We start from the raw sequence: 14,485 nt of genomic DNA, 5'->3' as shown, positions 1-14,485 counted from the left end.
TCAGTGGGGATGAACAAAAACCCCACTGATTAAAGTTTCACTTTATTTTTCTCTTCCCACACTTCTCATTTTTGTGTAGAATTTTAAATAGTGATGAAGTTTCGAGGTGAATAGAAATGAAACGAATAGATCTCATTTTTAACGCAATACAAAAAGGGAATTATACAGAAGGTATAACAGCATCAGAACTCGCTACACTTCTACAGTTAGACCGTGCAAATGTTAGTAGCGATTTAAACAAGCTTGTGAAAGATAATCGTTTATTAAAAACGAGTACACGCCCTGTCCGTTTTTATATAGAAACGAACACTTCATTGGAAACGCATTCAACAAAGGGCACTTCATTAGATACATTTGCTATTGAAAATACAAGCCTAAAAATTGCAATTGAAAAAGCAAAAGCTTCTATTCTCTATCCTCCAAACGGTATGCATACTTTACTACTTGGAGAAACAGGTGTCGGAAAATCGATGTTCGCTTCTTTAATGCACGAATACGCAATTGAAGTGGAACAACTTCCAAAAGATGCACCTTTTATCGTCTTTAACTGTGCTGATTATGCAAACAATCCACAACTACTACTTGGACAGTTATTTGGGATAAAAAAAGGAGCTTACACAGGTGCCAGTGATCAAAAAGGGTTAATTGAAAAAGCACATGAAGGAATCCTCTTCTTAGATGAAGTACATCGCCTTCCTCCAGAAGGACAAGAGATGCTCTTCACATTTATTGATCGCGGAGTATACCGCCGCCTTGGAGAAACGGAAAATGAACGTAAGGCACGAGTGTTGATTATTACTGCAACAACCGAAGAACCAAATTCATTCTTATTAAAAACATTTACAAGACGTATTCCGATGACCGTTACGCTTCCACCACTTCGTGAGCGAACACATAAAGAACGGTTTGCTTTACTACAACTATTTTTTACAAATGAAGCAATTCGTCTAAGGAAAGAGATTCATGTTAGTCCAAATACAATGCGTGCTTTCGTCTTTTACAATTGTCCAAATAACATCGGTCAATTGAAAACGGACGTACAAATTGCCTGTGCGAAAGCTTATTCTGATTTCGTAACAAAAAAACGTGATTCTGTCTGTGTTTCAAGTACAGATTTACCTTGGTATATGAAAGAAGGATTATTTATTGAAAGAAAGAGCCGTCATCTATATCAAATACCAAATGAAACATTTGTATTTACAGGTGATGAAGGTTGGAGTAAACATACAATAAAACCCGAAGGAAGTCGCTCTTCTATTTACGATTATATTGATTATAAATATGAAGAACTTCAAGCACGCGGCATTGAAGAGGAAGAATTAGAATTACTAATAGAAAATGATATTCAAAGCTTTTTCGTCCAATACTTTAACCAAATATCTAAAAAGACAAGTCATGAAAATGTTTTTAAAATTGTGGATCGTAATATCGTTTCCGTATGTGAAAAAATCGCGGAACTAGCTGAAAAATATTTATCTAAAACTTTCGATGAAAAAGTATTTCTCGCTTTAAGTTTACATGTACAGACAACTCTACAACGTTTACAGGGCGGGAAACAAATTCACCACCCACAATTAAATCAAATTCGTACGAAATATAAAGAAGCTTTTTCCGTAGCTATGCAATGTATTCAGCTATTAGAAGAAGAATTACAAATAACAATACCTATTGATGAAGCTGGCTTTTTAACAATGTTCTTCGTTGTTGATCCAATTCCTGCCTCACAAACAGAAGTAAAAGTATTAATATTAGCACACGGTAATGGCATCGCAACAGAAATGGCAAACGTTGCAAACGAACTTCTCGGTATTGATGAAGTAACTGGTATCGATATGCCCTTGCATGAATCACCAAAAGACTTCTTAGAGCGTGTTAAAGTGTATATGAAAACACTTCAAAATGTAAACGGGCTTCTCTTACTTGTTGATATGGGATCTCTCGCTTATATTGGTGATATATTAGAAACTGAATTCAAAATCCCTGTACGTGTTCTTTCCATGACGAGTACACCACACGCACTAGAAGCAGCTCGAAAAGCTCAACTTGGCTATTCATTAGATGCACTATACGAAACAGTGAAGAACTTAACACCGTTCTATTTAAACGTACAGGAAGAAAAGAAAAAGCCACTATCGCCAATGAAATCCGTGATTTTAACAGCTTGTTTAACCGGCGAAGGAAGTGCTTTAGCAATTCAAAAAATGTTAGAGAACTATTTACGCTTTGATAAAGACTTAATTGAAATTATTCCGATTAGCATCGTTCATGAAAAAGATTTAACGAAAATGATCGAGAACATAAAAAAAGAGCGTAATATCATTTGTATCGTCACGAATTTCGATATGCAAATACCTTGCTTAACATATCATTTCCAAGACATTGTGAACTACACAGCTATTCAACCAATTCAAGAATTGATTACGTATGAAGAAACATATGCAAAAATGGCTGATATTCTTGAACAACAAATGCAGCGTAACGATGGAGCATTACTTATTAAAACAATTCGTTATGCATTAAATACAATTCAAGAATTGATTTCTTTACAGCTAACTCCCGACAGTTTAATGGGTGTGATTTTGCATATGAGCTGCATGGTTGACCGTCTTCAAAAAGGCGAAAGTCTCCTCCCTCATCCTGATAAAGAGAAACGAAGACAAGATGAGTACTGGATGTATATGAAAGTGAAAAAAGCATTGCAACCTATTGAAAATACATTTGAAATACAAATCCCAGATGACGAAGTATTTTATATAATGGACTTCTTCATTAAAAATCAGCCTGTAAAAAATTAAACTAGGCGATATTGTAGCACTCTATATAATTAGAAAAGGCTGTTCCAAAATGTTTTTTGGACAGCCTTTTCGCTTACTTCTTTACTTCCCTTATTCTCCCCCTTATTTCTCCCTTTTTATTAGATTTCGTATTAACATTTACATATACATTTGCTTGCATTATCTCTTGAAACAAGCTGTCAAATGCTCTCCCCTGTAAAGGCCCTTCAAAATCCTCTACTCTAGCTACACCAGTAACGACTCCTTCATTCACGCTAATTCCTTGCTCTAACGGACCAAACAAACTTAAAATAACTGGACCAATTTGATTCGCTTTTCCTAAATGAATTTGGCATGACGTGATTTTTTTTATATTTTTTAATATGACCCGATATTGCAACTTCTTTAAATCTTCACTAAAAATGAGCTCTGTTACACCGTAAGCTTCTGTATTTACAGGAGGTACTTCCCTCTTCCCTGTTAACCTAGCAAAGAAATGTGTTGTCATACGGGCATTCTCCTCATATAAATTTCCCAGCACTACTTCTACTACTTTATGGTTTAGACATAATCATTTATGACTTTTTCAAATTTTAATTACGAAGAAAAGATTCACACAATCTTTACATTAAAATCGTTTCTTTTGCTTTACTCCCTCTTGTATAATGCACTTAGAAAAACAGTCTAGGAGGAAATTTTGAAAAATAATAACTACTCTTTCCAATCATTAATAGAGATTTTTCTCGTATCATTTAAATTAGGACTTACTTCATTTGGTGGTCCTGTCGCCCATCTTGGTTATTTTCATCATGAATACGTGCAAAAAAGAAAATGGATGGATGAACGAAGTTACGGAGACTTAGTAGCACTATGTCAATTCCTTCCTGGCCCTGCTAGCAGCCAAGTCGGTATGGGAGTTGGCTTATTGCGCGGCGGATTATTAGGAGCCATTATTTCATGGATCGGATTCACTCTCCCATCTGTGCTCGTTTTAGTTTTCTTCGCTTCATTTCTTAACCAATTCGAGCTTGGAAGTACTGGCTGGATTCACGGACTGAAACTTGTAGCGGTCGCAATTGTCGCTCATGCAATATGGGGAATGGCTCAAAAGTTAACACCAGACCGAAACCGTGCAACAATCGCAATTGCAACTGCCGCAATCGCCCTATTATGGCCAAGTAGCTGGACACAAGTAATTCTCATTATAGTATCTGGTTTCATCGGTTGGTTTTTATATCGTGGCCGGCCAGTTAGCCAAGCTCATAAAATAAACGTACCTATTTCAAAAATGGTAGCCATATCTTGTCTCGTCTTATTCTTCGGACTATTAATACTGTTACCGATGTTACGACCATACTCTTATTTCATCTCTTTATTTGACAGCTTCTATCGCTCTGGTGCACTTGTATTTGGCGGAGGGCATGTCGTACTTCCTCTTCTTGAAAGTGAGTTTGTACAAAACGGGATGATGACAAAAGAACAATTTCTTGCTGGATACGGATTAACACAAGCAGTGCCAGGGCCACTATTTACATTCGCTTCTTATATAGGAGCAGCGCTAAATGGAACCGCCGGAGCAGTTGTTGCAACGATCGCTATCTTTCTTCCTGCCTTCCTGCTCGTTGTTGGCGTTTTACCATTTTGGGACAGCGTAAGGAGAGTATCTTACATACAAGGTGCACTACTTGGAGTAAACGCAGCCGTTGTCGGCATTTTACTTGCAGCTTTTTATGATCCAATTTGGACGAGTACAATTATGAATTCTGTAGATTTCGTTTTTGCTTCTCTTCTATTTTGCTTACTCGCTTTTTGGAAAACACCACCTTGGGTTATCGTTATAATCGGGGCCTTCGGTGGATATGTTCTATCCATTTTGTAAGCACAAAAAACGACGGCCCCATTTAGCCGTCGTTTTCCTATTAAAACTTCACAAGCTCCATTCCCTCAGGAAGCTCACTCTCCGTTAAAATACGCAACTCTTTCACGCGATCCATTACGTAAGAAGAACGTTTCACAAGCTCTGGGTCAATATATGCTGGATGCACCATAATTTCTACCGTTTGCTCGTCCTGCACTCTTTCCTTTAACTTCACAAAGTAATCTTCCGTCACACCGTCAGCGTAAAAGTCACTGTAAAACACATCTGAAAATGGGCGCACCGCTCGCTCTTCTTCACAACGACGAATTGGAACATTATATTTACTTGCTAATCTCTCAAGAACGTCGTTTAAAAGCGGTAATCCATGCACGTGATGATGACTATCTAAATGAGTTGGTGTTAATCCGTAAGATAAAAACTTCTCAATTTGAGCAGTCCATTCTTTTTCTACCTCTTCTGGATTTATATTTCCTTCCCATACAACACTTTGTTTATGAAACAATCCATCGCTACTTACAAGTGATGGAACGTCTTTAAGAAGCGGTTCTCCTGCCGTTAATACGAGATGAACTCCTATCCCTAACGTTTTATACTCTTTCGCTAAGCGTACGGCATGCTCTGTCCCTGGCATATTCATCATCATCGTCGTTGAATTTACAATCCCGTTTTTATGTCCATCAATAATCCCGTAATTTGTACCTTCCGTAAGACCGAAATCATCTGCATTTACAATTAGTTTAATCATCGCAATACCTCCTACTAGAATTAAAAAAAGCGGGCTAAACAGCGCCGCTTTTTATTTCTCTATCTTCTTAAAGAATTGTGGAAGATGTTCTTTATGTGCTTCCAACATTTCATCTAAAATTTGTTTTGCAACTTTATCTGATGGTACAAGTGGGTTAATTGTCATAGCAAGCAGCGCCTTATGATAATCCCCTGTAACAGCTGCTTCAATTGTTGTGCGCTCAAATGATTTAATTTGCTGTACTAAACCGCGAACTGGTACTGGAAGATCTCCGACCGCAATTGGTTTTGGACCTTCTTTCGTAATAATACAGTTCACTTCAACAGCCGAATCATGTGGCAAGCTTGCAATTGTTCCGTTGTTTCGTGTATTAACAGGCTGGATATCACCTTTATTATTGTAAATAGACGTAATTAAGCTACATGCTGCGTCACTATAATAAGCTCCGCCGCGCTTTTCTAATTGTGGTGGCTTAATATCTAAATTAGGGTCTTTATATAGCTCGAATAAATCATCTTCTAATTGTTTTACTACTTCTGCACGTGTACCTTTTTCAATCGAAGCTGCTTTCTCTTCTTCCAACATTTCACGTGTTTTATAGTAGTAACGATGATATGGACACGGAATTGCACGAAGACCGCGAATAAAGTCTGGCTCCCAGTTAAGCGCAGCAATGTTTTCCATCGTAATTTGCTTTTCTGGATCTGTTACAAGTTCTAATACACGATCCATTACGCTTACGCCATCCAAGTATACATCTAATCCGTATACCATATGATTTAAACCAGCGAAATCAACGTGTACCCGGCTTGCATCTACTTCAAGTAATCTTGCAAGACCCATACGAATTCCGATTGGAACGTTACATAGACCAACTACTCGTTGAATGTTCGTGTAGCGAAGTACAGCTTCTGTTACCATACCTGCTGGGTTTGCGAAGTTAATAAGCCATGCATTTGGACATAATTCCTCCATGTCCTTACAAATATCTAAAATAACAGGAATCGTTCTCAGCGCTTTGAACAAACCACCAGGACCATTCGTTTCCTGACCAATTACATCATATTTTAATGGAATTGCTTCATCTTTTGCACGTGCTTCTAACAAACCAACGCGAAGCTGCGTTGTTACGAAGTCAGCATCTTTTAATGCCTCACGGCGATCAAGTGTTAAATGAATATCAATTGGTAAACCTGATTTTTTCACCATACGTTTCGCTAAGTCACCAACGATTTCTAACTTCTCTTTTCCTGCCTCGATATCTACTAACCAAATTTCACGAACAGGAAGCTCGTCATAACGTTTAATAAACCCTTCAATTAACTCTGGTGTATAACTAGAGCCACCGCCGATTGTAGCAATTTTAATTCCAGTCATGCTTTATTCCCCTTTCGCTTCTAGCTTTTTATAAAGGTCAATAAATTCTGCTGCTAATTCTTTTACCGTAATAGAATTCATTAAATGATCTTGTGCATGAATTAAAAGAACACTAATCTCTGTTTTTTCCCCTCTTGCTTCTGATTGTATGAGCTCTGTTTGGAAATGATGCGCTTCATTAATCGCTTCTTTCGCCTTTACCATCGCTTCATCAGCTTCTGCCATTTTCCCCTGTTTGGCAAATTGAAGTGCCTCCATTGCAAAGCTTCGTGCATTACCACTATTTAAAATCAATTGGAATGGAATTTGTTCTGCTGTAGTCATCGTAATTACCGCCCTCTCTATTATGGTTCAACCGATTTAAATACCCCTTCAGTTTGAACATTTCTATTAAATTATTATTTTATTAATGATAGTTTGGTGTTCTTGTAGATGGGTCTCATCTTTCTGAACATGATATAAAGGTGATTGTTCTCACAGATAATGTTACCTGTGAGAACAATTACTATGTTACATAGGTACAGAGTTGTTATTTCCTTGTGCTGCTGCTTTTTCAGTACGAACAACAGAACGGTCAGATAATACAACGAATGGATAGTAGATTACCATCGCAATTACAAAGTTGAATAACTGTAGAATTGCACCTGAAAGATGTCCCCCTGTTACAAGATAACCACTAATAATTGGTGGTGTTGCCCATGGAATCATCACAACTGTTTTTGGTACCCAACCAATAGATATCGCTGTATAAGAAGTAATTACTAATACAATTGGTGTTAGGATAAACGGTAAGAATAAAATTGGATTTAAAATAATTGGTGTACCAAAGATTACTGGTTCGTTAATATTGAATGCACCTGGTCCAATTGATAAGCGAGATACACCGCGTAATTGTGCACTTTTTGCTACAAGTAATACGACCACTAAGAACGCTAATGTTGCACCAGAACCACCAAGATATACAAAAGTATCAAAGAATGGTTTTGTAATAATGTTTGGAACATCAAATGCAGATGTACCACCTTGGAATAACTTCATATTTTTCTCTAATGCCGGTAAGTATAATGGCTCAATAATACCACCAACGATATTTGGCCCATGTAAACCGAAGAACCAAAGAAGATGAACAAGGAGTACAATGACAATTGCACTTGGTAATGTCCCTGCTAAACTTTGCAGTGGTGATTGAATCGTATTAAAGATAAATTCATGAACACTTGTACCAGCTAATTTCACTGCTAATTGAATACCTGCAACTACTGTTAAGATAACAAATGCTGGAACTATAGCTGCGAAAGATCTTAAAACTGCTGGTGGTACTCCATCAGGCATTTTAAAAGTAATGTTTCTTTGTACAAAGAAACGGAATACCTCAGTAACAAGGAGTGCCACGATAATTGCTACAAATAGCCCTTGTGCCCCTGTCCAAGCTAAGTTCAATCCGCCTTCTTTCGGTGTTGTTGGCGTAAGAATAATTAACGCACCAAATGAAATAATACCTGCTGACAAACCATCAACGCCGTAAGATTTTGCTAAGTTATAACTTGTTGTAAATGCTATGATTAGTGCTAGAATTGCGAAAGAACCAGTCCACATTCCACTGCCAACTTGTTTCCACGTTTCACCAAACAAACCTTTCATGAACTCTTGGAAAGCTTCAGACGGAAAACCATTAATTAGTGATGCCAATGCACCAACTAAAATAAGTGGCATAACTGCAATAAATCCATCACGGATCGCAGCTAAGTGACGTTGCGATCCGATTTTACCAGCGACAGGAACAATATACTTCTCCATAAATGCAATAAACTTTTGCATTTCGCTTCCCCCCTAATTATTTTTTTAGTGTTAATGCGTGATCTAAAACTGCTTCTCCATTCATCATGCCGTAGTGCATCGGGTTAATAACATCGACTCCAACGTTTTTCTCATCGGCAAGCGTTTTCATTGTAGAAAGCATGTAACGAACTTGCGGTCCTAATAATAGTACGTCTGCTTGATCGATATTGTTTTTTACTGCATCCCCAGATACAGCCCAGATCTTACCTTCTAGACCACGAGCTTTTGCAGCCGCTTCCATTTTTGTAACTAGTAAACTTGTAGACATCCCTGCTGAACAACATAATAAAATATTCATTTATAAATCCCCCTTGTGTGGTATAAAAAATTTATGTTTTTTATTTTTCTTTACGCTATTTATTAATGCAATTACCGTGCCAACTTTTCAAAACGCCTAAAATCAGCGTTTTTTCGAGTGATTTCTTTGTGTGTTACCGCTTTCAATCAGTGTGTCCCCAAAAAAACACACAGTGTGTTATAAAACACCTCACTTTTAACACATAACTGTATGAAAATAGATTAGTGTTTAGTTGTCTAGTTGTGTTTAAAACAAAAAAACACTAATTTTTTTAAAAGTGTGAAAATATAGTACCAAAAAATATAATATTTCAACTCAAATCAAAACAAATACCTATTCAAGACACTCGTCTAGTTATTGTCCAGTCAAACTCTATTAAATTACATAGAATAGAATAAAATAAAGTATTTTGAAAGGGGATTCCAATGCCAAAGCATAGAAAAAAGAATAGAATGAAGATTTATAGAATACAGGTTCAAAATAAATGGTATAAACAAGAAGAGGATTCTGAATTAAATTCCAACACGGATACACTAGATCGACAGGACACTGAAGATAAACAAGACAGACCTGACAGACACGACGAACCAGATAAACACGACGAGGATGAAGACGATAAGCAAGTACAATCGGAAAATGTAATTATAGTACCCACAGATTCACACAGCTTAGATGTGTGGGATGAAATTTCTCTAAAGGAAATACAAGCTGGTGAACATACGAATTTATTTGAAGAAAAGAGTAATTATCAAAATATTAACTTAGTCCAAGTAAACGATGTTCGCTTATACTTGGACAAGCAACTACAATTCAGCTCCGTTGATGAGCAAATTTATCATGAAGCGCTTGTACATCCGATTATGGCAAAAGGAATTGATCCAAAACGTGTTCTCATATTAGGTGGTGGCGATGGTCTTGCCTTACGAGAAGTTTTGAAATATGAAACTGTGCTACACGTAGACCTTGTTGATTTAGACGAGGCAATGATTAATATGGCACGTAATGTTCCAGAAATAGTATCTTTAAACAAAAACGCTTTTTTTGATAATCGCGTGAACGTGCACGTATGCGATGCAAAAGAATTTCTAAATTCACCTTCATCTTTATACGATGTAATCATCATTGATTTCCCTGATCCAGCGACAGAGTTATTAAGTACTTTATATACAAGCGAACTTTTTGCTCGTATAGCTACGTTTTTAACAGAAGATGGTGCGTTCGTCTGCCAATCTAATTCACCTGCTGATGCACCTCTAGTATATTGGAGCATCGGTAACACTATTGAACATGCTGGATTAACTGTGAAAAGTTATCATACAATCGTTCCTTCTTTCGGAACTGACTGGGGATTTCATATTGCTGCTAATTCTGCCTATGTACTCGATCAAATTGAGCAATTATATGTAATACCAACTCCTCGAACATTACCTTCTCTTCTTTCTCCTTTGTTTCAATTTAAAGAAGAACATTTAGAACAACGTAATCTCGCTCTTTTAAACTCAGAATCGAATCTTATCCTACATCAATGTTACAAAAAGGAAATGGAGTTTTGACAATATTATAGTAAGGAGTGCTACCCTATGGAATATTCTACTTTTGGTAAGCATATAATAGTAGATTTATGGGGAGTGGACTTTTCCCTATTAGATGATGTTCACTTTTTAGAATATCATTTAGTTAACGCTGCAGATTGCTCTGGTGCCCATATTTTAAACGTAAGTACAAAAGAATTCGATCCGCATGGCGTTACTGTTTTAGTTTTACTATCCGAAAGCCACCTTTCAATTCACACTTATCCAGAAAAAAACTTTGCAGCCATCGACTGTTATACGTGCGGTACGACCGTTGAACCGCAAATAGCGATTAATTATATCATAAGTATATTAAGACCAAATGAGATGCATATAAAAAAACTAATTCGTGGTACAGGAGAGATTATTACTGCCGATTAATTATCACTCTTACCCATCCGTAAAAAGGAGGATTGTAAATACCATCAGTGGAACAAACACTCCACTGATGGTACGGACACATACATAAAAAAACCTCGCATAAGCAAGGTTCATTCATCCACCGACATCTTTCTATATAATTCTACAAACTCACTCGCCAATTCCTTCACTGTAATTGCGTTCATTAAATGATCTTGTGCATGCACCATCAAAAGGGTAACTTCGGTTTTTTCCCCGCCAGCTTCTTTCTGTATGAGCTCCGTTTGTAAGCGGTGTGCCTCTTGCAATTCATTTAAAGCTTCTTGTAGTTTAGCTTCCGCTTCCTTAAATTCACCGCGCTTCGCACAATCAATTGCTTCCATTGAACAACTTCTCGCATTTCCTCCATGCAAGATTAAATGAAAAGCTTTCGTCTCTATCGTATCCATGTTATTTCTTTACTCCCCCTTTTCTTCCGCTACTTTTTGTTTATCCCATATTTTTAAGAATGGCAAATAAAGAAAGAATGCAATCGCAAAGTTAACGAGTTGCAAAACAACCCCTGAAATTTTCCCGCCTGATCCTAAATATCCACTAAAAAGAATAGGTGTAGTCCAAGGTACAGCAGCTCCGCTCGGACGTCCAACCCATCCCCATTCCATTGCAAAATAAGAAACAACCGTTAACACGACTGGAACCAGTATAAATGGAATAAGTAAAAGCGGATTCATTACAATCGGCATTCCGAAAGTCACCATTTCATTAATATTAAAAATACCAGGTGCAATCGACAATCGTCCTAAACTTTTCAATTGCTGACTTCGCGCAAATAATAACATTCCTACAACTAAAGCAAGTGTTGCGCCAGAACCGCCCATATAAATCCATAAGTCAAAGAACTGCGCAGTAATCGTATTCGGTACGTCTTGGCCAGCCTGAAAAGCAATTCGGTTTTGGTCCATTAACGACAACCAGATCGGGCTCATTACACCACCTACAATTGCAGCGCCATGAATTCCGCAAGCCCAAAGTACATGGACAATAATAACTGCGATTACCGCGCCCCAAAGACTAGCCCCAAGCACGCTAAGAGGCTCCTGTAAAAGCTTCCCTACAACATTATGAATACTACCGAAAGTCGTATGTTCAAAAATCAATCTAATGATCCAAACAACCGTCACGACAATAAAACCTGGAATAAGCGCAGCAAATGAACGTGTTACTGCTGGTGGAACTGTCTCTGGCATTTTTATAATCATCTTTTTTTGCACAATAAATCTATAAATTTCAGTAGATATAATTGCAATAATCATCGCCACAAACAAACCTTGGCTTCCCATTAGCGCAGCTGGTATAACCCCATCTACAAGTACACTTTCCTTTGTATTTGGTATCATATACATAACCTGGAACGGTGTTGCAAGCAAAAATGATACAAGTGATAATGCACCAGATGCTAAAGAATCCACTTTATAATACTCACCAAGTCTGTAAGCGATTCCAAAAGTAGCTATTAAAGACATTATATTAAATGTTGCGCTAACTGGATACCCCAAAGCTTTTTGCCAACTCTCCCCAAACAATCCTGCCATAAAATCATTATACCCGGGTATGGGTAAAGCACTAATAATTAGAAAGAAAGATCCAATAATCAAGAAAGGCATCGTCAAAATAATTCCATCACGAATCGCTTGCAAATGCCTCTGCTCTGCAACCTTCCCTGCCACTGGCATCACATATTTCTCTAAAAACTTTATCATCTATCCCACTCTCCTCATGGTTTCATGGACAAAGCTGCTTGTAAGATAGCCTCTCCATTACAAAGTCCGTAATGGACGGATTGAATGACATCAACAGGTATTCCCTTCTCCTTACATAATTCTTTCATTTTCGGTAATAAATAACGTACTTGCGGTCCAAGTAAAAGTACATCTGCAGTATCAATATGATTTCGCACTTCTGAACCTGATACTGCCCAAATCTTTACCTGTATCCCTCTTGCCTCTGCTGCTTTCTCCATTTTTGTAACAATCAAACTGGAAGACATTCCCGCTGCACAGCAAAGTAAAATATTCATCTCGCTCCCCTCCCCCTTTTTCCAAACCTAAGTTATGGTGTAGCCCTTGGCACCACTAGGTTACAAATATATATGTCTAGATTTCTAACTGTATGCCGAGCTTAAAAACAAAAATTTCTCGGTTTTCACGCTATTCCATCTATCCGTATTTTCCTAGTAAAGAAGTCTCTAACTCGCTATAATGATTCAGTATGATTTTTTATAATCGATAGGAGGATATATTTATGAAGGCATATCGCTTTCCGCTTATTTTATTATCTTCTATCCTAATTGGTGGTTTCATTGGTTATTTCATGGGTGCCGATGCAGTTGCTTTAAAGCCGCTTGGTGACATTTTCTTAAACTTAATGTTTACGATTGTTGTACCGTTAGTGTTCTTTAGCATCGCGTCATCTATTGCTAATATGGATGGATTAAAACGTTTCGGTAAAATTATGTCTAGTATGGCTGGAACTTTCTTATTTACAAGTATTTTAGCTGCTATTTTTATGATTATTATCGTGAAAGTATTCCCGCCAGCACAAGGTGTTGTATTAGAACTAACGCAGCCTGATAAAGCTGAAAAAGCAGTTAGTGTTGCTGATCAAATTGTCGGTATCATAACAGTATCAGACTTTTCAAAGTTACTATCTCGTGAGAACATGTTAGCCCTTATTTTCTTCTCTATCTTAATGGGGGGTGCAACTTCAGCAGTTGGTGAAAAAGGAAAACCATTCGCTACATTCCTACAAGCTGGTGCAGAAATTTCAATGAAATTCGTATCTTTCATTATGTACTATGCTCCAATCGGACTAGCTGCCTACTTCGCAGCATTAGTTGGTGAATTCGGACCACAACTTCTTGGAACTTACTTCCGAGCAGCAATGGTATACTATCCAGCTTCTCTTATTTACTTCTTTGTATTCTTTACATTCTATGCGTACCTTGCAGGTCGCAAACAAGGTGTACAAGTATTTTGGAAGAACATGGTCTCTCCTACAGTTACATCACTTGCAACTTGTAGTAGTGCCGCAAGTATTCCAGCGAACTTAGAAGCAACGAAGAAAATGGGTATTTCTTCTGACGTTCGTGAAACAGTTGTCCTTCTTGGATCTACACTTCATAAAGATGGATCTGTTTTAGGCGGGGTATTAAAAATTGCTTTCTTATTCGGTATTTTCAACATGGAATTCGAAGGACCGAAAACATTAGCAATTGCACTTGTTGTTTCTCTATTAGTAGGAACAGTAATGGGTGCTATTCCGGGCGGGGGTATGATTGGTGAAATGTTAATCGTTTCTCTATACGGATTCCCACCAGAAGCATTGCCAATTATCGCCGCAATTAGTACAATCATCGATCCTCCTGCAACAGTGTTAAACGTAACAGGAGATAACGCTTGTGCCGTAATGACAGCTCGCCTTGTAGAAGGTAAAAACTGGATCAAAAATAAATTTGCTTAATATATAGAAAGAGGATGCTCGGTGGAGCATCCTCTTTTTTGTTGTTATTTGTCGAAACGTCGATATAATCCCATCCCGCCACAATTTTGTTATAATCTTCACAAATATTCCACATCCATTATC

At 37.5% G+C, this 14,485-nt stretch carries 14 protein-coding genes; 5 read left to right on the top strand and 9 right to left on the bottom strand.

Annotated features, from left to right (window positions below):
• Positions 1-116: 116 nt before the first annotated feature.
• Positions 117-2,795: a sigma-54-dependent transcriptional regulator gene (locus B5P40_RS03895; protein WP_002034748.1), complete on the top strand. Its 2,679-nt coding sequence runs from the start codon at positions 117-119 to the stop codon at positions 2,793-2,795.
• Positions 2,796-2,868: 73 nt separating this feature from the next.
• Here the strand turns inward: B5P40_RS03895 and exsM are convergent, their stop codons facing one another.
• Entirely contained in the window at positions 2,869-3,282 is a 414-nt protein-coding gene (gene exsM, locus B5P40_RS03890) for an exosporium regulatory protein ExsM (RefSeq protein ID WP_002166452.1), read from the bottom strand.
• Between the two features lie 189 nt (positions 3,283-3,471).
• Here exsM and B5P40_RS03885 point away from each other — a divergent pair, with 189 nt between their 5' ends.
• Positions 3,472-4,653: a chromate transporter gene (locus B5P40_RS03885; RefSeq protein ID WP_113708875.1), complete on the top strand. Its 1,182-nt coding sequence runs from the start codon at positions 3,472-3,474 to the stop codon at positions 4,651-4,653.
• 40 nt (positions 4,654-4,693) lie between these two features.
• On the opposite strand, the gene chbG is transcribed toward B5P40_RS03885, so the two are convergent.
• From chbG to B5P40_RS03860, 5 genes are all read right to left on the bottom strand, one after another.
• Entirely contained in the window at positions 4,694-5,398 is a 705-nt protein-coding gene (gene chbG / locus B5P40_RS03880) for a chitin disaccharide deacetylase (RefSeq protein WP_113708874.1), read from the bottom strand.
• Between the two features lie 51 nt (positions 5,399-5,449).
• Entirely contained in the window at positions 5,450-6,775 is a 1,326-nt protein-coding gene (gene celF, locus B5P40_RS03875; RefSeq protein WP_002034744.1) for a 6-phospho-beta-glucosidase, read from the bottom strand.
• Positions 6,776-6,778: 3 nt separating this feature from the next.
• Positions 6,779-7,099 carry a PTS lactose/cellobiose transporter subunit IIA gene (locus tag B5P40_RS03870; RefSeq protein ID WP_113708873.1) on the bottom strand — a complete coding sequence of 107 codons (321 nt, stop codon included), beginning with the start codon at positions 7,097-7,099 and terminating at the stop codon, positions 6,779-6,781.
• A gap of 186 nt (positions 7,100-7,285) precedes the next feature.
• On the bottom strand, positions 7,286-8,593 hold the full coding sequence (gene celB, locus B5P40_RS03865; RefSeq protein ID WP_078175846.1) for a PTS cellobiose transporter subunit IIC: 1,308 nt from the start codon (positions 8,591-8,593) through the stop codon (positions 7,286-7,288).
• A 16-nt stretch (positions 8,594-8,609) separates the two neighbouring features.
• Positions 8,610-8,912, bottom strand: a complete 303-nt coding sequence (locus B5P40_RS03860; protein ID WP_001023565.1) for a PTS sugar transporter subunit IIB — start codon at positions 8,910-8,912, stop codon at positions 8,610-8,612.
• A 425-nt stretch (positions 8,913-9,337) separates the two neighbouring features.
• Between B5P40_RS03860 and B5P40_RS03855 the strand changes: the two genes are divergently transcribed.
• Positions 9,338-10,465: a polyamine aminopropyltransferase gene (locus tag B5P40_RS03855; RefSeq protein WP_113708872.1), complete on the top strand. Its 1,128-nt coding sequence runs from the start codon at positions 9,338-9,340 to the stop codon at positions 10,463-10,465.
• A gap of 27 nt (positions 10,466-10,492) precedes the next feature.
• Positions 10,493-10,864 (top strand): adenosylmethionine decarboxylase, encoded by a 372-nt coding sequence (speD, locus tag B5P40_RS03850; protein WP_113708871.1) that lies wholly within the window; start codon positions 10,493-10,495, stop codon positions 10,862-10,864.
• 110 nt (positions 10,865-10,974) lie between these two features.
• Here speD and B5P40_RS03845 read toward each other — a convergent pair whose 3' ends face one another.
• The 3 genes from B5P40_RS03845 to B5P40_RS03835 are packed head-to-tail and all read right to left on the bottom strand — an operon-like array spanning position 10,975 to position 12,920.
• The gene (locus B5P40_RS03845) at positions 10,975-11,292 is read right to left on the bottom strand and encodes a PTS sugar transporter subunit IIA (protein WP_078175844.1); all 318 of its coding nucleotides are present in this window, start codon (positions 11,290-11,292) and stop codon (positions 10,975-10,977) included.
• A gap of 9 nt (positions 11,293-11,301) precedes the next feature.
• A complete protein-coding gene (gene celB, locus B5P40_RS03840; RefSeq protein WP_078175843.1) occupies positions 11,302-12,603 on the bottom strand; it encodes a PTS cellobiose transporter subunit IIC in 1,302 nt (433 codons plus the stop codon).
• 14 nt (positions 12,604-12,617) lie between these two features.
• Positions 12,618-12,920 (bottom strand): PTS sugar transporter subunit IIB, encoded by a 303-nt coding sequence (locus B5P40_RS03835; RefSeq protein WP_002089630.1) that lies wholly within the window; start codon positions 12,918-12,920, stop codon positions 12,618-12,620.
• Positions 12,921-13,144: 224 nt separating this feature from the next.
• Between B5P40_RS03835 and B5P40_RS03830 the strand changes: the two genes are divergently transcribed.
• Positions 13,145-14,362: a dicarboxylate/amino acid:cation symporter gene (locus B5P40_RS03830; protein ID WP_113708870.1), complete on the top strand. Its 1,218-nt coding sequence runs from the start codon at positions 13,145-13,147 to the stop codon at positions 14,360-14,362.
• Positions 14,363-14,485 lie beyond the last annotated feature (123 nt).

Source organism: Bacillus sp. SRB_8 (assembly GCF_003264205.1).
Classification (GTDB): domain Bacteria; phylum Bacillota; class Bacilli; order Bacillales; family Bacillaceae_G; genus Bacillus_A; species Bacillus_A mycoides.
Note: the sequence above shows the minus strand (reverse complement) of the source record. Positions and strands in the feature narration are given on the sequence as shown.